Source organism: Nonomuraea sp. MTCD27 (genome assembly GCF_041950495.1).
Lineage (GTDB): Bacteria > Actinomycetota > Actinomycetes > Streptosporangiales > Streptosporangiaceae > Nonomuraea.
Map to the genome: position 1 here is coordinate 116059 of NZ_JBGNUW010000022.1, position 21000 is coordinate 137058.

Genomic DNA, 21000 nt, shown 5'->3' on the forward strand with positions numbered 1-21000 from the left:
TTCCATTGCACAACGTAGCGGATTCCGCGTCCGGTAAAGAGCTCATCAGGGACGGGCATCGGACACGGAATCAGCTGGGCCGCCGGGGCATGCTGCCCTCGACCCCCCGTACCGAGCCAAGGAGCGAATTCGGCATGATCCCCCTGCTCAGCGTCGTCGTCCCGTTCTACAACGTGGAGCCGTACATCACCGAGTGCCTCAAATCGCTGGCCGCCCAGACCCTCGACGACCTCGAGGTGATCCTCGTGGACGACGGCTCCGTGGACGGCAGCCGGCGCGTCGCCGAGGACTTCGTCGCCAGGGACGAGCGTTTCGTGCTGATCGGCCAGCGCAACCTCGGGCCGGGCCCGGCCCGCAACCAGGGGATCAGGCAGGCCCGCGGCACCTACCTGGCCTTCGCCGACAGCGATGACGTCGTGCCGCCGGAGGCGTACGAGCGGCTCGTCGGCAAGCTCGCCGAGACCGGCTCCGACATGGCGTGCGGCGCGGTCAGGCGGCTCGTGGACGGCGAGCTGGAGGAGTCGATCCTGCACGAGAAGGTGTTCAGGCGCCCCCAGCTGTGCACCCACATCACCGACAAGCAGGTGCTGATCAGGGACCGCACCGTGTGGAACAAGGTCTACCGGCGCGACTTCTGGGAGCGTTGCGGCCTGCGCTTCCCGGCCGGCATCTACGAGGACGTGCCCGTCGCCATGCAGGCCCACGTGCTGGCGACCAGCGTGGACATGGTGGGCGAGGTGGTCTACCACTGGCGCAAGCGCGAGGAGGGCGGCACCTCGATCACCCAGCGCCGCTCCGAGCTGCCCAACCTGCAGGAGCGGCTGGCGGCCATCCGCGCGGTGCGCGCCTTCCTCGACGAGCGGGCGCCCGAGCTGCTCGACGGCTTCGACGCCCTCGTGCTGGAGAAGGACACCCTCTTCCTGTTCCAGGCGCTGGAGCGGTGCGAGGAGGACCCGGAGCCGCTGCTGGAGCTGGGCCGCGCCTGGCAGGCCGAGCTGGGCCCGCACGTGCTGGCCACCGCGCCGTCGCTGCGCCGCCTGGAGCTGCACCTGCTCGGGCGCGGCCTGGTCGACGAGCTGCGCACCGTGCGCGAGTTCCGGCGCGGGCGCGAGGACGTCACCCGCGTGGTGCCGCGCGGCCGCCGGGTCGCCAACTGGTACGGCGACTACCCCTTCTTCCGCGACCGCCGCCTGCGCATCCCCGACGAGGTGTTCGACGCCCGCGACGAGCTCAAGCTGATCGCCAGGGTCGATTCGTGCGAGCGGGCCGGCGCCGCGTACCGCCTGCGCGGCCACGTGGCCATCCACCGCGTCGACCGCAAGATCCCCAAGGTCGGCCTGTGGCTCAGCGACGGACGCCGCCGGATCCCCCTGGAGACGCGGCGCAAGGGCCGCTACGGCGTCGTGGCCGCCATCGACCCCGAGCGCCTCGAAGGCGGCGGACCCTGGCGGCTCCAGGTTCGGGCTGAAATGCGCGGTTTGGTGCTGAAAGGCTGGTGCCGGGACGGCGAGGCCAACACCGCGTGGCGGTTTTCGGTGCCGGGTTGGTCAAGAAGCGGCATGGACATGCCCCAGTAGTTCCAGACAGTAATCGTTCCGGCGCGTCGCGTGGTCATGCTGGGATCCATGAGGACCTATTCGCTCGATGACGTCTACGAGACACGCAAGCGGAGAGATTCCTGGTGGACCGTGTATTTCGTGGACCCGGTCGCCTGCCGGGTCGCCCTTCCCGTCGCCAATCGCACCCGGCTGACGCCCAACGGGCTCACCGTGTTCTCGCTGGTCCTCGGCCTGGGGTCGGCCGTCGGTTTCGCAATGAATCAGCTCATAGCGGGCGCAGTCTTCTTCTATCTGAGCTTCATGATCGACTGCGTGGACGGCAAAATAGCCAGGCTCAAGGGTACGGGGACGCCCTTCGGCCTCTGGCTCGACTACGTGGGGGACCGGATCAGGGTGGTCCTGTGTGCCGGGGGGCTGGCATACGGGCAGTACGCGCTGACCGGCGATGTGAGCTACGTCGTCCTCGGCGCGGCGGTGGCCGTGCTGGACCTGTTCAGGTACGTCAACGCGCCGCAGATGAAGCGCGTACGCGAGGCCATCAGGGAGGAGCGCCAGGAACCCGAGATCGACCTGGACCCCCTGTCGCCGGATCCCCTCGTGCCGGAGCCGGCCGAGCCGCTGGGGCGGGCGCCCCGGCCGCGTTGGTTCTTCCGGCTCTTCAGGCGGCTCAACAGGTTCCTGGCCCGGCATCGCGTCCGCTCGCACCTGGTCAGCGGCATCGAGTTCCACGCGGCGGTGTTCGTGATCGCGCCCATAGCGGGGGCATGGGCGCTGATCCCGCTCGCCGTGGCGTCGGGGGTTCTGCTGCTGGCCAACGAGGTCTTCCTTGTCTACCGGATGTGGCTCTTCACGCGCAGGCACGGCGTGGGCTCGTCTCAGGAGAGCCGAGAGCACGTTCTCGTCTAAGTTTTCGGGGGTTAGTACGACATGTCAGACCGACCAGTCTTCGTCATCGGATGCCCGCGGTCCGGCACCACGATGCTCCAGCTCATGCTCCACTCGCACCCCCGTATGGCGGTGCCTCCGGAGACGCGCTTCCTCATTCCCGCTTATTACCGCCGCCGCACATGGGGCGACCTGCGGATCGACCAGCGCCGCCGGGCTCTGGCGCAGTGGATCGCGACCGACCGCAGCACGAAGTTCCGCGAACTCAAGATCGACAAGGACGAGTTCGTCAGGCAGGCCGTGGCGGGCCCCGGCTCGCTCGGCTCGGTGATCGGCACGGCGTTCCGCATGTACGCCGACCGGTTCGACAAGGCCCGCTGGGGCGACAAGCGGCCGAGCTACGTCAAGCAGGTGGACCTGCTGCTGCGGCTCTTCCCCGACGCCCAGTTCATCCACCTCATCAGGGACGGCCGCGACTGCGTGGCCTCGCTGAAGGAGATGCCCTGGTACACCCTCGACTCCTTCCACGCCGTCTCCACCTGGGCCGAGGCCATCGACGCGGGCGGTCGGCTGAAGCGCACGCTGGCCGAGGACACGTACTACGAGCTGCGCTACGAGGACCTCACCGACGACCCGATGACCGAGCTGAAGAAGCTCTGCCACTTCCTGGAGGAGGACTTCTCGCCGGCGATGATCTCGCCGCGCGAGGCGGCCAGCGTGGCGGTGCCGCAGCACAAGGTCTGGCACAGCAACACGCACCGCGAGGTCACCCGCAGCCGGGTCGGGAGCTGGGCGAACCGGCTGGACGACTGGGAGGTGTCGCTGTGCGAGCACATGCTCGGCGACCGCCTGGAGTCCATGGGGTACGAGCTGAGCGGCGCCCTCAAGCCGGCCAAGGAGCACATCGTGGCCTGCCAGAAGACGATGCAGAAGCGCAAGGCCAGCCGGATGCGCAAGAGCATGCGCGACCGGCTGAACCGGCTGCGCGAGCCGAGCCCCGTGGCCGCCATGCTCACCACGCGCCAGCGCTCGCTGGCCGGGGTGCCGCAGCAGCGCAAGGAGCTGACGGAACCCGTCTAGCCAGGGACGTCTAGCGCTCGATGTGGGCGAACATCGACTCCCATCGGTCCAGCACGTGGTCGAGGCGGAACGCCTCGGCCCGTGCCCGGGCGTCGGCCCCCAGGCGCCGCCGCTCCTCCTCGTCCCCGATCAGCCGCGCCAGCTCCGCCCCGAACGCGTCCACGTCGCCCGGCGGCACCAGCACCGGCCCGGCCGAGCGCACGCCTCCCGACACGTCGAACGCCACCGCCGGCACCCCGTGCGCCCCCGACTCCAGCAGCACGATCGGCAGGCCCTCGTGCTCGCTGGTCAGCCCCAGGACCGAGGCCGCGAGGTACTCGGCCGGCATCCGCGCGGCGGGCACCAGCCCCCTGAACACCACGCGGCCGCCCACGCCCTCCCGGTCCGCGTGCGCGCGCAGCCGCTCCAGCTCGCCGCCGTCCCCGATGAGGTGCAGCTCCCACGGCGGGGGCGCGCCCGAGCGGGCGAACGCGCTGATCAGCCGGTCGAACCGCTTGACCCCCTCCAGCCGGCCCACGCCGAGCACGCGCGGCGACTCCAGCGCCGACATCTCCTCCGGCCAGTCCGCCAGCGGGTTCGGCAGCGCGCCCGCGTTGGGCAGCAGCGCGTGCTCGGAGAACAGCCAGGCGTCGTCCTCGCTGAGGAAGACGGACTGTTCGAGGCCGGGGTAGTGGCGCCGGATCGAGGCCAGGTGCCAGCAGCCGCGGGCGTGGTCGTACGAGCCGTGGTACTGCCCGATTGGCCGCAGCGTGTCCGGCAGCAGCCCCGACAGCCGGGCCACCACGGACGGCGAGGTCATGATCGCGTAACCCGGCCCGACGGCGCCGAGCAGCTCCTGCAGCCGCCGGTCGGCCCGCCTGCGGGCGAGCGTGCCCCGCGCGGGCCGGCGGCTGATGACGTGCCGGCGGTAGAGGGGGCGCTCGACGTACCTGAACGGGGCGGCGGCGCGTTGCAGCCCGATCACGTGCACGTCGTGCCCGCGCCGGGCCAGGCCCTGGGCCAGGGTGTGGGTGACCTGCTGGACGCCGCCGAGCCTGTCGGCGTCCAGGCAGGTGAAGACGACGGTCATCGGGTCTCCTCGAAGAAGTCGGCCACGATCCTGGCCGCCGCGTCGCCGCGCTCGTCGGCGCACCACAGGTCGCGGAAGGCCGCGTACCGCTCGGCGTAGGACTCGTGCACGGCCGGCAGCTCGCGCAGCGCGGCGATCAGGTCCCCGGTCGTCGAGAGGCACGGGCCCGGGGCGATGGCGGGCAGGTCGTGGTAGACGCCGCGCTCCGAGAGGCGGTAGTCGTCCCAGTCGTCGACGAAGAACAGCATCGGCTTGCCGGTCAGTGCGTAGTCGCACATGACGGAGGAGTAGTCGGTCAGCAGCGCGTCCGAGGCCAGCATCAGGTCGTTGATCTCCGGGTACGACGCGGCGGAGCGGACGAAGTGCCTGAGGTGCTCGGGCGGGCTGTAGCGCTCGACCGGGTGCGTACGCAGGATCACCACCCAGTCGTCGGCCAGTTCGTCGGCCATGAGCTCCAGGTCCACCCGTACGGACTGGCCGCTGCCCTTCACCCGGTCCCGGTACGTGGGCGCGTAGAGCAGGACCTGCCGCCCGGGCGGGATCTCCAGCCGCCTGCGCACCTCGCCCGACGGCTCGGCCCGCACGAGCGCGTCGCACCGGGGCGTCCCGCACCTGTACACCTTGCCCGAGTAGCCGTTCGACGGCAGGAACACCCGCGAGAACTCCGCGCTCGGCGAGACCAGCGCGTCCCACCGGGCGACCGCGGCCCGCCACTGCGCCCGCGGCTTGTCGAAGTCGCCGCGCAGGTCGGGCGCGTCGAACCCGATCGACTTGATCCCCTGCCCGTGCCACGTCTGCAGGTATCGGGTGCCGCGGGGCTTGGGATAGTCCAGCGGGAAGCCGTGGCTGTCCACCCAGATGCCGGCCCTGGCCATCGTGTAGATGTAGCGCCAGCTGCCCCGGCGGACGAGGCGGACGTCGGAGGGGAAGTTCCGGCGGCCCTTGGCCACCGACCAGACCGCCTCGATCGGCAGGCCGCGCCGCCGCACCTCCTCGTAGATGGCCCGCGGGCTGCCGCTGTAGCCCTTGCCGACGTCCGACTCGAACAGCGCGAGGTCCGGGCGGCGCGGCAGCACCCTGATCATCACCTTGTACGCCCGCAGCTTGTTCGCCGGCGTGTTCAAGTGCCTCATCAGCCGCCGCCTGACCCGCCGCCACACCGACTGCGGGATGGAGTCGGGACGCACGCACAGGTACGCCGTGTACCCCTCGGCCTTGAGCGTGCACCCGGGCAGCTCGATCGGCTCGGTGCGGGGATCGACGATGATCCGGTCGGTCGTGGTGTGCCCGTCGGAGGTCCGGGTGAAGCCGATGCGCGGGTCGCACTTGCCCGAGGGCCTGAACGTGACCTCGCTGAGGTATCCGCCCCCGTTCGACGGCTCCGGCTCGATGGGGATCCGCTCCTTGCCGAGCTGCAGGAACGCCGTCCACTCCGGCGGCAGCGCGCCGAACGGGTCGTAGGTGCGCACGGTCATCCGCACCCGCTCGCCGTCGGAGGACAGGCTCGCCACCTCGTGCCGCAGCCGGGAGGCGGTGAAGGGCAGCTCGGCCAGCCGCAGCTTCGTGATGTCCAGGCCGGGGGAGGCCGACGTGCCCCAGTACGTCCGGCCGTCGAGCTGCACGGCCGCGCGCGGCGCGGCCCGCGGTCCGGTCAGCGAGCCCGCCGCCACCCGCAGGTCCTCGATCCGGTCGTCCAGGATGAGCCGGCAGCAGACCCGGTCCAGCGGGTCGATCCGCTCGAACACCTCGTCGGGGATCTCCTCCAGGTACGGCCGCACCACTGAGGCGAACTCCTTGGTCCACACCAGGTCCCGCAGAGGCAGCGGGTTGAGGTAGACGCGCAGGTCCTGGCGGACGAACCGGTACTGCCGGTGCGGCACCAGGTCGGCGGCGCCGTAGTCGCGCAGGATGTCGTCGCTCAGCCGGGCCGCGATCACCCGCTGCCGCACGTTCTCCAGGTCGTCGATGCTCAGCGAGATCGACTCGTTCGTGCGCGCCCGGTGCCAGTGGTAGACCGTCCACGGCACGATCGCGAACCTGCGCGCCACCGCGTACAGCTCGGCGGCGAAGACGTGGTCCTCGTAGTGGATGTCCTCGGGGAAGCGCAGCGCGCGGGCCCGCAGCCAGCCCACGTCGTAGAGCTTGTTGGTGCTGAAGCAGTCGAGGAACAGCTCCGGCTCCTCCCGGATGCCCTCGACCACACGCCGCCTGGCGAACAACGACGGGTAGTACGGCTGCAGCCGCCCGTTCGACTCGAACAGCCGCGAGATCTGCCCCGACACGAACTCGGCCCCGGTCCGCTCGATCTCGGCGAGCAGGCTCTTGCACGCGTGCCTGGGCAGCTCGTCGTCGCTGTCCAGGAACATGATGTACGGCGCGGCGGCGGCGTCGATCCCGTCGTTGCGCGGCGCCCCGCAGCCGCCGCTGTTGACCGGCCTGCGCAGGTAGCGCACCCGCGGATCGGCCTGCGCGAGCCGCCTGGCCACCTCCGGCGTGCCGTCCGTGCTGGCGTCGTCGGCGATGATCACTTCGAGGTCGCGCAGCGACTGCCGGAGCACGGAACGTACGGCCCTGGGCAGGCGGGCCGCGTCGTTATACGTGATGACGACAACGGTGCAGTCCGGCATCACAAGTCCCCCGTAGATAGACCTATCCGCGGGAATGGCACTTCCCCCAGGTCGGGGGAAGTGTCCGGACTTGATTGACTATTTGCCGAAAATCACCGCATAAGCCGACGAATCACCCAGGCGATGAACAGCAGCGCCACGACCGCGCCCGCGATCGGCGCCAGCCGCTTGAGCAGCGGCTGCCCGGCGATCTCCAGCAGGTCGAGCGCCTCCTCGTCGGGCGTGCGCGACGTGCGCTGCGTGCCCGCGGGCCGCCCCTCCTGCTCGGGCGCCGGCACCGCGCTCAGGTGCCGCTCCTCCTCCTGCGCCGGCGCGCCCTCCTGCGGGGCGACCGCCTCGACCGTGGGCTCGGAGAGCAGATCGGCCAGGTTGCCGGCGAACCTCTCGATGAGCTTGCCGCCCACCTCGGCCATCACGCCCCTGCCGAACTGGGCGGGCCGGCCGGTGACGTTGAACGTCGTCTCCACGGTCACCAGCGTGGCCTCGTCGCGCGGCTGCATGCGCGCCCTGACCGTGGCGGAGACCGTGCCCGAGCCCCGGGCCTCCTTGCCCGACGCCTGGATGGCCAGCGAGTAGGAGTCCTTGTCCACGTCCTCGAACCTGGCCGAGCCGCGATAGGTGACCGTGATCGGGCCGACCTTGACCTTCATCCGCCCGGTGAACTCGTCGCCCTCGAAGATGTCCAGCGTCGCCCCGGGCAGGCATGGCGCGACCCGCTCGACGTCGAGCAACACGGCCCAGGCCTGCTCGATCGGAACGGGAACAGTGAACTCGTGCTCGAACCGCATCGCCATCGATTCGCTCCTTTACCCGATGCCTGTGACCCTATGCCGGGGTGGGGGCGCCCCGGAAGAGGCGCCCCCACCGACCTCAGGGGGATCCGGCCGCCGTGCGTACCGCGCGGTGGGTCAGGACCCTGGCCAGATGCCGGCGGTAGTCCGGCTGCGCGTTCAGGTCGGCGGACGGGGAGGTACCCTCCGCCGCCTCGTCGCACGCCTGCCGTACCTGGTCGCCCAGCTCCACGCCCGTCAGGGCGGACTCGGTGGCGCGGGCGCGCACCGGCGTCGGCGCCATGTTCGTCAGCCCGATCCGGGCCTCGGCGATCGAGCCGTTGGAGCGCCTGACGGCCGCCGCCACCCCGACGATGGCCCACGCCTGCGCGGTCCTGCGGAACTTCTCGTAGTGGAAGCCCCAGCCCGCGCCCAGCTTCGGGATCTTCACCCCGGCCAGGATCTCGCCCTGCTCCAGCGACGTCTCCAGGTAGTCGACGAAGAACTCGGCGGCCGGGATCTCGCGCTCGCCCCGCGCCGAGGCGGCCACGAGCACGGCATCCAGCGCCAGCGCCACGGCGGGCAGGTCACCCGCCGGATCCGCGTGGGCCAGCGAACCGCCGAACGTGCCCCGGTGCCTGATGGCCGGATCGGCCACGTGCGCCGCGGCCAGCGCCACCAGCGGGCAGCCGGAGGTCACCACCGGGGAGCGCATGACCTCGTCGTGCGTGGCCATCGCGCCGATGTAGACGTGGTCGCCGCGGTCGTGCACGCCCTTCAGCTCGGCCAGCCGGCCGACATCGACCAGCTTCGACGGGTACGTCAGCCGCATCCGCAGCAGCGGCATCAGCGACTGCCCGCCGGCCAGGACCTTGGCGTCCTCGTCGGAGGCCAGCGCCTGGCACGCCTCGGCGATCGAGTCCGGGCGCACGTAGTCGAACTGCGCGGGGATCATTGCCGCACTCCTTCCTGCTCCGCCAGGGCGCGCCAGATGCGTTCGGGCGTGCACGGCATCTGGACGTCGTGGATGCCGTGCCGGCGCAGGGCGTCCACGATGGCGTTCACCACGGCCGGGGTGGAGGCGATCGTGCCCGCCTCGCCGACGCCCTTGACGCCCAGCGGGTTGCTGGTCGCCGGGGACTCGGTCCTGTCGAGGCTGAACCCCGGCAGGTCGGCGGCCGACGGCAGCAGGTAGTCGGCCATCGTGGCGGTCAGCAGGTTGCCGTCGGCGTCGTAGACGGCCTCCTCGAACAGCGCCTGCGCGATGCCCTGCGCGATGCCGCCGTGCAGCTGGCCCTCCACGATCAGCGGGTTGACGACCTTGCCGATGTCGTCCACCGCCACGTACGAGCGGATCTTCACCATGCCCGTCTCGGTGTCCACCTCCACCGCGCACAGGTGGGTGCCGTGCGGGAAGGAGTAGTTCTCCGGGTCGAACGTGGCGTCGGAGTCGAGCCTCGCCTCCACGCCCTCGGGCAGGTCGTGCGCCGTGAACGCGGCGTAGGCCAGCTCCTGGATGGTCTTCTGCGAGTCCGTGCCGCGCACCTTGAACGCCCCGGCCTCGAACTCCAGGTCGTCGGGCGAGCACTCCAGCACGTGCGCGGCCAGCCTGCGGGCCTTGTCCTTGACCTTGTCGCACGCCTTCAGCACCGCGATGCCGCCGACGACCAGCGAGCGCGAGCCATAGGTGTCCATGCCCTTGTGCGCGATCGCCGTGTCGCCGTGCAGCACCGTGATGTCCTCGAACGGCACGCCCAGCGCGTCGGCCACGATCTGGCTCCACGCCGTCACATGGCCCTGCCCGTGCGGCGAGGTGCCGGTGATGACCTCGACCTTGCCCGTCGGCAGCATGCGCACCGCGCCGTGCTCCCAGCCGCCCGCGCCGTAGTTGGCCTCGCCGAGCATCCTGGACGGCGCCAGGCCGCACATCTCCGTGTACGTGCTGACGCCGATCCCGAGCTGCACCGGGTCGCCCCTGTCACGCCGGTCGGCCTGTTCCGCGCGCAGCTTGTCGTAGCCGAACATCGACAGCGCCCGCTCGGTGGCCGCCTCGTAGTTGCCCGAGTCGTACGTCAGCCCGGAGATCGTGGTGTACGGGAACTCCTCGTGCTTGATCCAGTTGCGCCTGCGCACCTCCACCGGATCCATCTTCAGCTCGGCGGCCAGCTCGTCCATCACCCGCTCGATGCCGAACGTGGCCTCGGGACGGCCCGCGCCCCGGTAGGCGTCCGTGGGCATCTTGGTGGTGAACACACCCGTGCAGCCGAACTCGTACGCGTCCATCTTGTAGATCGCGTTGAACATCTGCGCGCCCAGCAGCGGGATGCCCGGCGTGACCAGCATGAGGTAGGCGCCCATGTCGGCCAGCAGGTTCACCTGGAGCCCCCGGATCCGGCCGTCGGCGTCGGCGGCCAGCCGGATGTGCTGGATCTGGTCGCGGCCGTGGTGCACGGTCAGGTTGCCCTCGGAGCGGGTCTCGGTCCACTTGACCGGCCTGCCGAGCTTGCGGGCGATCAGCAGGCAGAGCACCTCCTCCGCGGTGACCTGCAGCTTCGAACCGAACCCGCCGCCCACGTCGGGCGCGATCACCCGGATGTGGTGCTCGGGGATGCCGGTCACCACGGCCAGCATGACCCGCAGCACGTGCGGGATCTGCGTGGACGTCCACATCGTGAACGACTCGCCGTCCGTGTCGGCCAGGACCGCCCGCGGCTCCATCGCGCTGGGGATGAGCCGCTGCTGGATGTAGGTCCGGTCGATGACGACGGGCGCGTCCCTGAACGCGGCCTCGATGTCACCCGAGGTGATCGTGGCGCTGTAGGCCTTGTTGCCGGCCTCGTGCACCTTCGGGCTGTCCTGGGACAGCGCCGCGTTCATGTCGAGGACCGCGGGCAGCGGCTCGTAGTCGACCTCGATGGCCTCCAGCGCGTCGGCCGCGCGGTAGCGGTCGGTCGCGATCACGCAGGCCACGGCCTCGCCCACGTACCGCACCTCGGAGACGGCCATCGGCGGGTGGTCCGGGATGACGATGTCCTCGCTCACCGGCCACGCGCACGGCAGGCTGCCCTGCTCGGCGGCGAAGTCCTGGCCGCTGAAGGCCGCCACCACCCCCGGCAGGCCGCGCGCCCCCGACACGTCGACCCCGGTGATCCTGGCGTGCGCCATCGGGCTGCGCAGGAACATCACGTGCAGCATGCCCGGCCGCGAAAGGTTGTCCGTCCACTGCGTGCGCCCCGTGAGCAGCCTGGCGTCCTCCTTGCGCCTGCGCGGCCGGCCCACCTCCTGGACGGTCATGAGGTGCTCACCGCCTGACCCATCTCCTGCGCGCCCCTGCGTACGGCGCGCACGATGTTGCAGTATCCGGTGCAGCGGCAGAGGTTGCCCTCCAGACCCTGCCTGATCGTCTCCTCCGACGGATCCGGATCGTCCCTGAGCAGATCTATCGCGGCCATGACCATGCCGGGCGTGCAGTAGCCGCACTGCAGCGCGTGCTCTTCGTGGAAGGCCTGCTGCATCGGGTGCATCGACCCGTTGGCGCCCAGGCCCTCGATCGTGACGACGTCGCAGCCGTCGGCCTGCACCGCGAGCACCGAGCAGCTCTTGACGCTCTTTCCGTCGAGCATGACCGTGCAGGCGCCGCAGTTGCTGGTGTCACAACCGACGGGGGTGCCGGTCCTGCCCAGCCGTTCTCTTAGTAGGTGGACGAGAAGGAGTCGCGGCTCGACGTCCTCCTCATACTTGATCCCGTCGACGGTGACGGTGATTCGGGGCATACGTCCTCCCTCAGGAGCAGGGGGAAAGGCGGACACTCCGAACGTACGCCGGTGTTTTTCCCGGTCAAGGGTTGCGTCGCGGGTTACTTACCGCGGACCACCCGCGCGATGATCGCCACCAGCCCCGCGAAGGCCAGTCCCAGCACCATGACACCGACCAGGACCAGGGGATCCGTGATCGCGCGGGTCACTACCAGAATGCCCAGAACGATGAAGAGCGCGCCGCTCAGCAGGGCCATCCAGTCCGTCCTGTGCAGGCGCCGGGGCCGGGGTCGCTCGACGTCACGCGGCACGCCGCACCTCCATGTCGCCGAGGCCGCCCCTCAGGTTCAGCACAATGGTCGTGACCTTGCCCTCCGGCTTCACCTCGGGCTCCAGCACCTTGTCGAAGCGCACGTCCACGCCGCCCTTGAGCGACCGGTCGAGCGTGATGTCGCCGATCTTGTTGGTGGCGTGCACCTCGACCCTCGCCTCCGGCGGCACGATCACCACGAGCTCGCCCGCCGAGACCGCGGCGTTGAACGTCACCCTCGATCCCGCTGTCAGCTCCAGCTCCGACAGGTCCAGCAGGCCGTCGCCGAGCCCCACGTCGTAGAGCCGGCCGGCCTCGGCGGGGCTGGTCGGGGCCCATTCGGCCGGACCGATGTTCTTGGGCAGGCCACCGAGCATCAGCCCCACGGCGACGATCACCGCGACCGCGGTGCCCGCGGCCACCAGACCGGCGCCGCGTCCCCACCAGGCGGCGACGAGCAGGCCGGCGCCGATGGTGATGAGCATGGCGCCGCCGACGATGGTCGGGCTCACTCCGGTGGCCGACCTGGCTTGGACGGCCACGACGATCCCTCCAATGATGATTGCCAGCAGGATGGTGATGGCGCCGATGTACGACTTGGGCCGGCGCTCCCGCCTGGTGACCGGGAGGCCGTACAGGACGGGGTCGTAGGACGGGTAGCCGGCCCTTCTGGCGGGGTCGAGCGGCTGGTAGGGGCCGTTCGGCGCGAAGGGCTCGCCATAGCTGGAGTAGTCGACGGCAGTCGGGGGCTCGGGGCGGTAGGAGGCGGGCCGGCGGTGCGGTGGCACCGCGTGCTCCGCGGTCACCGCCTCCGGCGACACCCGCTCCTCCTGGAGGGGTGCAACCTCCTGGACCGGCGCGGCCTCCTGGAGGGGTGTGGCGTCCTGGACCGGCGCCCGCTCCTCGACCGGTGCGGCCTCCTCGACGGGAGCCGCCGCCTGCGGGGCGGGCGTCTCCGCGTGCCGCAGGGGCGCGTCGACCGGCTCGCCGGTCCTGGCCGGGGCGGGCTCGCGCATGGGCGGCACGGTCGCCGGGCCGGCCGCCGGCGGGGCCGGGGCGCGTACGGGCGGAGCCGGCTCCGCGGTCTCGTAGAAGGCCATCGAGGGCTCCTCGCCCCGCCGCCGGCTCAGCCGCTCGGGCATCGACCTGGCCACCCCGAGCAGGTCCACCCCGTTGGAGTGCGCGGCCAGCAGCGACACGGCCAGGAACACCCCCACCACCAGCGTCCCCGTGTCGAGCCACACGGACGCCAGGTTGATCGCCAGCCCGAACGCCAGCACCGCCGTCAGCAGCGCCATCACGGCCTCGGCGTCGAAGTCGCGCCGTGTCCACTGCTCGATGATCCCCGGGCGCCCGTTCGGCTCCTTCATCAGCAGGAACGCCGCCAGGTAGAGGAACAGCCCGATGCCGGAGCCGAGCAGCAGCACCGCGAAGCCCACGCGGAACACCACCGGGTCGATGCCGGTGTGCCGCCCGAGGCCCGCGCACACTCCCATGAGGAAGCGCCCCTCGCTGCTGCGGCGCAGCACGCGCGGAGGAGCGGCCGGTTGCCTGGGCGGAACTTCTGTCATGCGTACCATCGTGGACCTACGCGTGGTGTGCTCGCATCCGGGACACCCCTGACCCGACCCGGGGGTTGTTCCCTGATGCCCGTGACGCCCCCGACGTGTGACTATGGCCATGTTATGGCTGACCAGAAGACACTCGCCGAACAGAGCGGCGACAGGCCCTACCGCCGGATGATGCGCCCCATTGAGGGGCGCCTGCTCGGCGGTGTCGCCCAGGGGCTGGCGACGCAGCTCAAGCTTGATCCGGTGGTGATCAGGCTCATGTTCGTGCTGCTCACCGTCGTCGACGGGATCGGCGTGGTGGCGTACGCGGTGTTGTGGATGCTGACGCCGCGGCAGCCGTACCAGGGGCCGCCGCCGCAGCGGGACTGGAGCCAGCTCGCCGCGTTCAGCGCGATCGGGGTGGCGCTGCTCGCCTTCGGCTGGCTGACGGGGGCCTCCAAGGGCGGGATCGGCATGTTGCCGTTCGCGGTGGGCGGGATCGGTGCGCTGATCCTCTGGCAACAGGCCGATCCGGAGCGCCGCAGGAGCTGGATGAGCGGCGCGGCGTTCGGCATGCGGAAGAACCGGGTCCGTACGCTGCTCGGCGTCGTCCTCGTCGTGATCGGGGCGGTCGGCTTCCTCTACTCCCAGGGCGAGCTGGCCCAGGCCCGGCCGGGGCTGCTGTTCACCATCGTGGTGGTCGGCGGCCTGGCCGTCATCGCCGCCCCCTGGCTGGCCGGCCTGTGGAAAGAGCTGCAGCTGGAGCGGCGCGAGCGCATCAGGCAGGAGGAGCGGGCCGAGGTGGCCGCCATGGTGCACGACTCGGTGCTGCACACCCTCACGCTGATCCAGCGGGTCGCCCACGACCCGCGCGAGGTCGCCCGCCTGGCCCGCTCCCAGGAGCGCGAGCTGCGCAACTGGCTCTACCAGCCGGCCCAGGACGCCGACGCGACGGTGGCGGCCGCCGTACGCCGGATCGCGGCCGAGGAGGAGGATGCGCACGGGGTGCCGATCGAGGTCGTCTGCGTCGGCGACATCCCCCTCGACGCGGCGGGCAAGCTGGCGGCCATGCTGAAGGCGTCCAGGCAGGCGATGGTCAACGCAGCCAAATACTCTGAAAGTCCGTCTATTTCCGTGTACGCCGAAGTTGAGGGTGAAGAGGTCACGATTTTCGTGAAGGATCGGGGTAAGGGCTTCGACTTCGAGGCGGTGCCGCTCGACCGGATGGGGATCAGGGAGTCCATCATCGGGAGAATGGAACGTCACGGAGGCACGGCCCGCGTACGCACCGAGCCGGGCGAGGGCACGGAAGTGATGTTGACGATGAAGGTGGAGAAGGCATGACGCGCGTACTGATCGTCGATGATCACCGGCTGTTCCGCTCGGGCGTGCGCGCCGAGCTCGGCGACTCGATCGAGGTGGTGGGCGAGGCCGAGGACGTGGAGACGGCGGTCAAGGCGATCGCCGAGCACCAGCCCGACGTGGTCCTGCTGGACGTGCACATGCCCGGGGGCGGCGGCCAGGAGGTGCTGCGCCGCGTCCTGGGCGCCGGCTCCCAGGTCCGCTTCCTGGCACTGTCGGTCTCCGACGCCGCCGAGGACGTCATCGGCGTGATCAGGGGCGGCGCCCGCGGCTACGTGACCAAGAACATCAGCGGCAAGGAGCTGACCGACGCCATCCGCCGGGTGGCCGACGGGGACGCGGTCTTCTCGCCGCGGCTGGCGGGGTTCGTGCTGGACGCGTTCGCCTCGTCGGAGGCGCCGTCGATCGACCCCGAGCTCGACTCGCTGACCCAGCGGGAGCGGGAGGTGCTGCGGCTGATCGCGCGCGGGTACGCGTACAAGGAGATCGCCAAGGAGCTGTTCATCTCGGTCAAGACCGTCGAGACCCACGTGTCGTCGGTGCTGCGCAAGCTCCAGCTCTCCAACCGGCACGAGCTGTCCCGCTGGGCCACCGCCCGCCGTCTGGTCTGACGCCGTCACCCGCGGGGTTCGGCGGGTGTGCGCTGCCCGTATTCGGGCGAATTTGGACCGTTACAAGATAGTTATGGGCATTTGGCCCACGAATCATCGGCCCCAATAGTCACACAAGGAGGTAGTCGAAGCACTAAGTCCAGGAGTAACCCCTTTGAAGCGCGTCACCCGGATGCTTCCGGCACTGGTCGCACTGCTCGCCGCAACGGCCTGCGCGGCGGAGAGCGTACCCGTCCCGCGAGCTCAGGCCGCCCCCGCGACCAGCCAGGCCGCCGCACCTCTTGCCGCCGCCGTCGCCGCCCCGGCGAAGAAGGTCAAGCTCGGCATCGCCGACATCACCCCCATGGGGGAGAAGACCGAGAAGGTGGGCGTCGGGTTCCCGATCATCGTCACGTTCGACCGTGACGTCAAAGACAAGGCCGCCGTCGAGGCGCTGCTGGAGGTCGAGCCGGAGGAGCCGGTCGAGGGCGCCTGGCGCTGGGTGTCGAAGCGCAAGGTCATCTACCGGACGAAGACGTACTGGAAGCCGTACCAGAAGGTGCTCTTCACCGCGCGGCTGTCCGAGCTGCCCGGGAACACGGCCGCCAAGAACGTCTCCCGCAGGTTCGCCGTCGGCGCGAAGCACATCTCCGTGGTCGACACGCGCAAGCACACGATGAAGGTCTACCGCAACGGCAAGCTGGCCAAGAAGATCCCGATCAGCGCCGGCAAGGGCGGGCTGATCAGGAACGGCGTGGACGTCTACCTCACCACCAGCGGCACCCACCTCACCATGGGCAAGAAGGCCGTCGAGACCATGACCTCCTCCTGGATGGGCGTGACGGATCCGAAGGACCCGCGCTACTACAAGGAGGAGATCCCGTGGGCGGTGCGCATCTCCGACAGCGGTGAGTACGTCCACCAGAGCGCCGGCTACTACCAGTATCTCGGCCGCTCCAACCAGAGCCACGGCTGCGTCCGCGCCACCCCCGCCGGGGCCAAGTGGTTCTACACGATCGCCCAGCGCGGTGACGTCGTGAAGATCACCGGCACCAAGCGCAAGCTCCAGTGGAACAACGGCTGGAGCTACTGGCAGCTCAACTGGACCCAGTGGCAGAAGGGCAGCGCCCTGAAGAGCTGACCCTCCAGGAACGGCGGCCTGAGGCGCCGACCGTTCCGGAACCGGGGCCGCTCACCTGAGGAGGGGGAGCGGCCCCCTTTCTTTTCCGCTCAGAGCTTCTCCAGCGGCGCGTACGCCAGCAGCAGAGTCTTCTCCCCGCCGCTCCCGAAGTCGATCTTGACCTTGGTCTTCTCCGCCACCCCGTCCACGGACACCACCGTGCCCAGGCCGAACGCGTCGTGCGTGACCCGGTCGCCGGGCGTCAGGGAGGGCACCTTGCGCCCGCCCGCGCTCTTCGCCGCCGGCGCCTGCCGCGCGGCCGGCTCGCGGCGCGTGGCCGCGCTCCAGGCGGACTTCTCCGGATCGGTGCGCCAGTCGATGAGCTGCCCCGGCACCTCGTTGACGAACCGCGAGGCGGGATTGAACGACGGCGCCCCCCAGGAACTGCGGACGGCCGCCCGGGTGAGGTAGAGGCGCTGCTGCGCCCTGGTGATGCCGACGTAGGCCAGCCGCCGCTCCTCCTCCAGCTCCTTGGGCTCGCCCAGGGACCGGATGTGCGGGAACACGCCGTCCTCCATGGCCGTCAGGAACACGACCGGGAACTCCAGGCCCTTGGCGGTGTGCAGGGTCATCAGCGTGACGACTCCCTGCCCGCCCTCGGCGTCGGGGATCTGGTCGGCGTCGGCCACCAGCGACACCTGCTCCAGGAACTCCACCAGCGTCCCCTCCGGGTTGGCCTCCTCGAACTCGGAGGCGACGGAGACGAGCTCGTTGAGGTTTTCCAGGCGCGACTCGTCCTGCGGGTCCTCCGAGGCCTCCAGTTCGGCGCGGTAGCCGGTGGCCACGAGGATCTCCTCGGCCAGCGTGGACGGCGGCACGCCCTCGGCCTTGGCGATCAGCTCGTCGATCATGGCGACGAACTCGCGGACCGCGTTGAGCGAGCGGGTGGCCATGCCGTACGCCTCGTCGGCCCGCCGCAGCGCGTCCCAGAACGTGATGCCCTCGCGCGACGACAGCGCCTCGATCATCGCCTCGGCCCGGTCGCCGATGCCGCGCTTGGGCACGTTGAGAATGCGCCGCATGGACACCACGTCGGCCGGGTTGGCCAGCACCCGCAGGTAGGCCAGCAGGTCCTTGACCTCCTTGCGCTCGTAGAAGCGCACGCCCCCGACCACCTTGTAGGGCAGGCCGGTGCGGATGAAGATCTCCTCGAACACGCGGGAGGCCGCGTTGGTCCGGTAGAAGACCGCGACGTCGCTCGGCTTGACGTCCTCCTCGTCGCTGAGCCGGTCGACCTCCTGGGCCACGAACATGGCCTCGTCGTGCTCGTTGTCGGCCACGTAGCCCACGATCAGGGGCCCGTCGCCCTGGTCGGACCAGAGGTTCTTCGGCTTGCGCGACTCGTTGCGCGCGATCACGGCGTTGGCGGCGGCCAGGATGTTCTGGGTGGAGCGGTAGTTCTGCTCCAGGAGGATCGTGCGGGCGTCCGGGTAGTCGCGCTCGAACTCCAGGATGTTGCGGATCGTCGCGCCCCGGAAGGCGTAGATGGACTGGTCGGCGTCGCCCACCACGCACAACTCGGACATGTTGGCGCCCGAGCGCACCAGCTCGCCGTCGTTCGTTCGCAGCTCGGGATGCCCGACGAGCTCCCTGATCAGGATGTATTGGGCGTGGTTGGTGTCCTGGTATTCGTCCACCAGCACGTGCCTGAACCGCATCCGGTAGTGCTCCGCCACGTCCGGGAAGAGCTGGAACAACGTCACCGTGTTCATGATGATGTCGTCGAAGTCCATCGCGCCGGCCTCGGTCAGCTTGAGCTGGTAGGCCTTGTATGCCTGCGCGAGCGTCTTCTCCAGGTGCGAGCCCGCCCGGTCGATCGCCGTCTCGTAGTCGATCAGCTCGTTCTTGAAGTTGCTGACCTGCGCCGAGAACGAACGCGGCGGGTAGCGCTTCGGGTCGAGCTCCATCTCCCGGCAGACCATCGCCATGAGCCGCTGCGAGTCGGCCTGGTCGTAGATCGAGAAGCTCGACGGGAACCCCAGCCGCTTGGCCTCGCGCCGCAGGATGCGCATGCAGGCGCTGTGGAACGTCATCACCCACATCGCCTTGGAACGCGGCCCGACCAGCTTGTCGATGCGCTCCTTCATCTCCTTGGCGGCCTTGTTGGTGAAGGTGATCGCCAGGATCTCGCCCGGATGCACCTCGCGCTCGGCCAGCAGATAGGCGATGCGGTGTGTGAGCACCCGCGTCTTCCCGGAACCCGCCCCCGCCACGATGAGCAGCGGACTGCCATGATGGATCACGGCCTCCCGCTGCTGCGGGTTGAGGCCATCGAGCAAAGGGTGGTCAACAGAGACTTGGGTCGGCACCCACCTAGGTTAAGACGCTCCACCGACAAACGGTGCCCGGAATGCCTTTGAGGGGGTTCCGGTTGTCGTTCACGAAGGTCTTGAAAGGGGAGTCATGCTGCCGGAGAACGAGATCAATCGCGTACTCGTCGTGACCGCCCACCCGGACGACGCCGACTTCGGCTCGGCGGGCAGCGTGGCGCTGTTCGTGGATCGGGGCGTGGAGGTCACCTACCTGCTCGTCACGGACGGCGACGCGGGTGGCAACGAGCGTGAGCTGGACAACTCCGGCATGGCGGAGCTGCGCAGGTCCGAGCAGCTGGCGGCCGCCAAGGCGGTCGGCGTGACCGACGTACGCTTCCTCGGCCATCCCGACGGTCAGGTGGTGCCCTCGCTGGAGCTCCGGCGGGCCATCACCAGGGTGATCCGCCAGGTCCGGCCCGACCTGCTCATCACCCACCACCCCGACCGCAACTACCAGTTCATCGCCCCCAGCCATCCTGACCACCGCGCCGTGGGCGGGGCGGCCCTGGACGCGGTCTATCCGGACGCGCGCAATCCGTACGCGTTCCCGGAGCTGATCGAGGAAGAGGGGCTGGAGGCGTGGACCGTACGTGAGGTGTGGCTGAACGGCGGCTCCACCCCCAACCACTGGGTGGACATCACCGAGGCCATGGACCGCAAGCTCGCGGCCTTGCAGTCGCATGTGAGCCAGGTTTCACACGTGGAAGGCTTCACCGACTTCGTCCGGAGCCGCTTCGCCGCCTGGGCGGAGCAGGCCGGGTTCGGCGAGGACCACTACGCGGAGGGCTTCCAGGTGGTCTCCACCGCCTGAACCGGCTTTCAGGGGCGGCATGGCTTTTGAGGGGACCGCGCCGGCTCCGGGGGATTGAGCCGGCTTGAGGAGACCGCGCCGGCTTCAAGGGACCGAGCCGGGCGGCACCACCCAGAGCGAGGGCTGGCCCGTCACCTCCGAGATGATGTCGAAGGCGTGCCCGTAGTGCAGGATCGTCGCCCCGTGCACCTCGGCACAGGCGGCGATCAGCAGCTCGTTCGGCCCGATGCCCCGGTGCTGCGAGATCTCGACGAGCTGCCGCTGCACGGCCATGGCCCGCGCCTGCACCTCCTGGTCCACCGGGAGCAGGATGCACTGGCGCTGGGCGTGCAGGATGCGCTGGTAGTGGGCGTGGTCCCGGGCGCTGTAGAGCACCTCGAGATCGATGACGCTGCAGGTCGCCACGGCCCGTGCCGCGTAGAGCGGCTGGAGGGCCTTGGCGATCACGTCGCTGCCGCGGATGCGGGCCAGGGCGCTCTTGTCGAGGAGATACATCAGTCCTGTCGTCGCCACGCATGCTTCGTGATCTCCGGATCCAGCAGGTCCGGGCTCCCCTCCGTGCGCCAGAACTCGAACGCCCTGATCGCACCCGCCCTTTCCGCGTCCCGGTCGACGACCGCTCGCAGCGCGGCGTGGACCGTTTCTCTCATGGTCGGCGTACCAAGCGTCTGCTGGGCCGCTTCCAGGAGCTCCTTGTCGATGTCGATTACCGTACGCATGCAACACCACCTCCGTACCTCCGGCGTTCATGAGTTTGTCGTGATCTCGGCTACGCGCACGCCTCTCAAGACGGCCGCCTTGGGACCGCCTTGAGGTGGAGTGCCTCGGAGACGTTAAAGCCTGGACAAGCCCTGGCCACAGGGCGGTTCGGCGGGCGGGGGAGAAAACACTGCCGGGAGGTGAAAACCTTCATCCTGCGCGAGTCGATGATCCACCCGTGACGGCCGGCCAACTCACGTTCCGTAACCACAATTCCTAGCAGCCCGGGGCGTACCGCCCATCTCTAACACGCCCCATCCCACCGCCGCCGATCACCCCACCGGCGCCGATCACCCCACTCCCAGCACCCACCCTCTGGGCCACCACCGGCCGGGCGCTTCCGGCCACCCCGGAGGGATCAACCACCGGTCATGGGGAAGT

The 21000-nt window shown here is 70.0% G+C and carries 18 protein-coding genes; 7 read left to right on the top strand and 11 right to left on the bottom strand.

The genetic code is table 11. The annotated features are described in order from the left end of the window. Nucleotides 1–134 precede the first annotated feature (134 nt). Genes ACBJ59_RS47640 through ACBJ59_RS47650 form a run of 3 tightly spaced genes read left to right on the top strand, consistent with a single transcriptional unit; the run spans nucleotide 135 to nucleotide 3524 of the window. On the top strand, nucleotides 135–1577 hold the full coding sequence (locus ACBJ59_RS47640) for a glycosyltransferase family 2 protein (RefSeq protein ID WP_375116655.1): 1443 nt from the start codon (nucleotides 135–137) through the stop codon (nucleotides 1575–1577). A gap of 48 nt (nucleotides 1578–1625) precedes the next feature. Further along, nucleotides 1626–2465, top strand: coding sequence for a CDP-alcohol phosphatidyltransferase family protein (locus ACBJ59_RS47645; RefSeq protein ID WP_375116656.1), 840 nt, complete (start codon nucleotides 1626–1628; stop codon nucleotides 2463–2465). Nucleotides 2466–2486: 21 nt separating this feature from the next. After that, nucleotides 2487–3524, top strand: coding sequence for a sulfotransferase (locus ACBJ59_RS47650; RefSeq protein WP_375116657.1), 1038 nt, complete (start codon nucleotides 2487–2489; stop codon nucleotides 3522–3524). A gap of 10 nt (nucleotides 3525–3534) precedes the next feature. On the opposite strand, the gene ACBJ59_RS47655 is transcribed toward ACBJ59_RS47650, so the two are convergent. The 8 genes from ACBJ59_RS47655 to ACBJ59_RS47690 form a co-directional block, all read right to left on the bottom strand. Further along, nucleotides 3535–4593, bottom strand: coding sequence for a glycosyltransferase (locus tag ACBJ59_RS47655; RefSeq protein WP_375116658.1), 1059 nt, complete (start codon nucleotides 4591–4593; stop codon nucleotides 3535–3537). Further along, nucleotides 4590–7220 (bottom strand): CDP-glycerol:glycerophosphate glycerophosphotransferase, encoded by a 2631-nt coding sequence (locus ACBJ59_RS47660; RefSeq protein WP_375116659.1) that lies wholly within the window; start codon nucleotides 7218–7220, stop codon nucleotides 4590–4592. Before ACBJ59_RS47660 ends, ACBJ59_RS47655 begins: the two co-directional genes overlap by 4 nt. A gap of 92 nt (nucleotides 7221–7312) precedes the next feature. Then, nucleotides 7313–8014, bottom strand: coding sequence for an SRPBCC family protein (locus tag ACBJ59_RS47665; protein WP_375116660.1), 702 nt, complete (start codon nucleotides 8012–8014; stop codon nucleotides 7313–7315). A gap of 76 nt (nucleotides 8015–8090) precedes the next feature. Next, the gene (locus ACBJ59_RS47670; protein ID WP_375116661.1) at nucleotides 8091–8945 is read right to left on the bottom strand and encodes an FAD binding domain-containing protein; all 855 of its coding nucleotides are present in this window, start codon (nucleotides 8943–8945) and stop codon (nucleotides 8091–8093) included. Continuing rightward, the gene (locus ACBJ59_RS47675) at nucleotides 8942–11284 is read right to left on the bottom strand and encodes a xanthine dehydrogenase family protein molybdopterin-binding subunit (protein ID WP_375116662.1); all 2343 of its coding nucleotides are present in this window, start codon (nucleotides 11282–11284) and stop codon (nucleotides 8942–8944) included. The genes ACBJ59_RS47670 and ACBJ59_RS47675 overlap by 4 nt, the downstream gene beginning before the upstream one ends. Beyond that, nucleotides 11281–11763: a (2Fe-2S)-binding protein gene (locus ACBJ59_RS47680; protein ID WP_364112765.1), complete on the bottom strand. Its 483-nt coding sequence runs from the start codon at nucleotides 11761–11763 to the stop codon at nucleotides 11281–11283. The genes ACBJ59_RS47675 and ACBJ59_RS47680 overlap by 4 nt, the downstream gene beginning before the upstream one ends. Nucleotides 11764–11846: 83 nt before the next feature. After that, nucleotides 11847–12056 carry a hypothetical protein gene (locus tag ACBJ59_RS47685; RefSeq protein WP_375116663.1) on the bottom strand — a complete coding sequence of 70 codons (210 nt, stop codon included), beginning with the start codon at nucleotides 12054–12056 and terminating at the stop codon, nucleotides 11847–11849. Beyond that, nucleotides 12046–13626, bottom strand: coding sequence for a PspC domain-containing protein (locus ACBJ59_RS47690; RefSeq protein WP_375116664.1), 1581 nt, complete (start codon nucleotides 13624–13626; stop codon nucleotides 12046–12048). The genes ACBJ59_RS47685 and ACBJ59_RS47690 overlap by 11 nt, the downstream gene beginning before the upstream one ends. Before the next feature lie 114 nt (nucleotides 13627–13740). On the opposite strand from ACBJ59_RS47690, the gene ACBJ59_RS47695 reads away from it, so the two are divergent. From ACBJ59_RS47695 to ACBJ59_RS47705, 3 genes are all read left to right on the top strand, one after another. Next, nucleotides 13741–14949, top strand: coding sequence for a PspC domain-containing protein (locus ACBJ59_RS47695; protein WP_375116665.1), 1209 nt, complete (start codon nucleotides 13741–13743; stop codon nucleotides 14947–14949). Beyond that, nucleotides 14946–15578 (top strand): response regulator transcription factor, encoded by a 633-nt coding sequence (locus tag ACBJ59_RS47700; RefSeq protein ID WP_103960783.1) that lies wholly within the window; start codon nucleotides 14946–14948, stop codon nucleotides 15576–15578. Before ACBJ59_RS47695 ends, ACBJ59_RS47700 begins: the two co-directional genes overlap by 4 nt. 154 nt (nucleotides 15579–15732) lie before the next feature. After that, nucleotides 15733–16698: a L,D-transpeptidase gene (locus tag ACBJ59_RS47705; protein ID WP_375116666.1), complete on the top strand. Its 966-nt coding sequence runs from the start codon at nucleotides 15733–15735 to the stop codon at nucleotides 16696–16698. Nucleotides 16699–16787: 89 nt separating this feature from the next. Here the strand turns inward: ACBJ59_RS47705 and pcrA are convergent, their stop codons facing one another. Continuing rightward, nucleotides 16788–19016 carry a DNA helicase PcrA gene (gene pcrA, locus ACBJ59_RS47710; protein ID WP_375116727.1) on the bottom strand — a complete coding sequence of 743 codons (2229 nt, stop codon included), beginning with the start codon at nucleotides 19014–19016 and terminating at the stop codon, nucleotides 16788–16790. A 124-nt stretch (nucleotides 19017–19140) separates the two neighbouring features. Here pcrA and ACBJ59_RS47715 point away from each other — a divergent pair, with 124 nt between their 5' ends. Then, a complete protein-coding gene (locus tag ACBJ59_RS47715) occupies nucleotides 19141–19860 on the top strand; it encodes a PIG-L deacetylase family protein (RefSeq protein WP_375116667.1) in 720 nt (239 codons plus the stop codon). 84 nt (nucleotides 19861–19944) lie between these two features. Here the strand turns inward: ACBJ59_RS47715 and ACBJ59_RS47720 are convergent, their stop codons facing one another. Together ACBJ59_RS47720 and ACBJ59_RS47725 are read right to left on the bottom strand one after the other, a co-directional pair. Continuing rightward, a complete protein-coding gene (locus ACBJ59_RS47720; RefSeq protein WP_364112751.1) occupies nucleotides 19945–20373 on the bottom strand; it encodes a PIN domain-containing protein in 429 nt (142 codons plus the stop codon). After that, nucleotides 20355–20579: a type II toxin-antitoxin system VapB family antitoxin gene (locus tag ACBJ59_RS47725; RefSeq protein ID WP_375116668.1), complete on the bottom strand. Its 225-nt coding sequence runs from the start codon at nucleotides 20577–20579 to the stop codon at nucleotides 20355–20357. Before ACBJ59_RS47725 ends, ACBJ59_RS47720 begins: the two co-directional genes overlap by 19 nt. Between the last annotated feature and the right edge of the window lie 421 nt (nucleotides 20580–21000).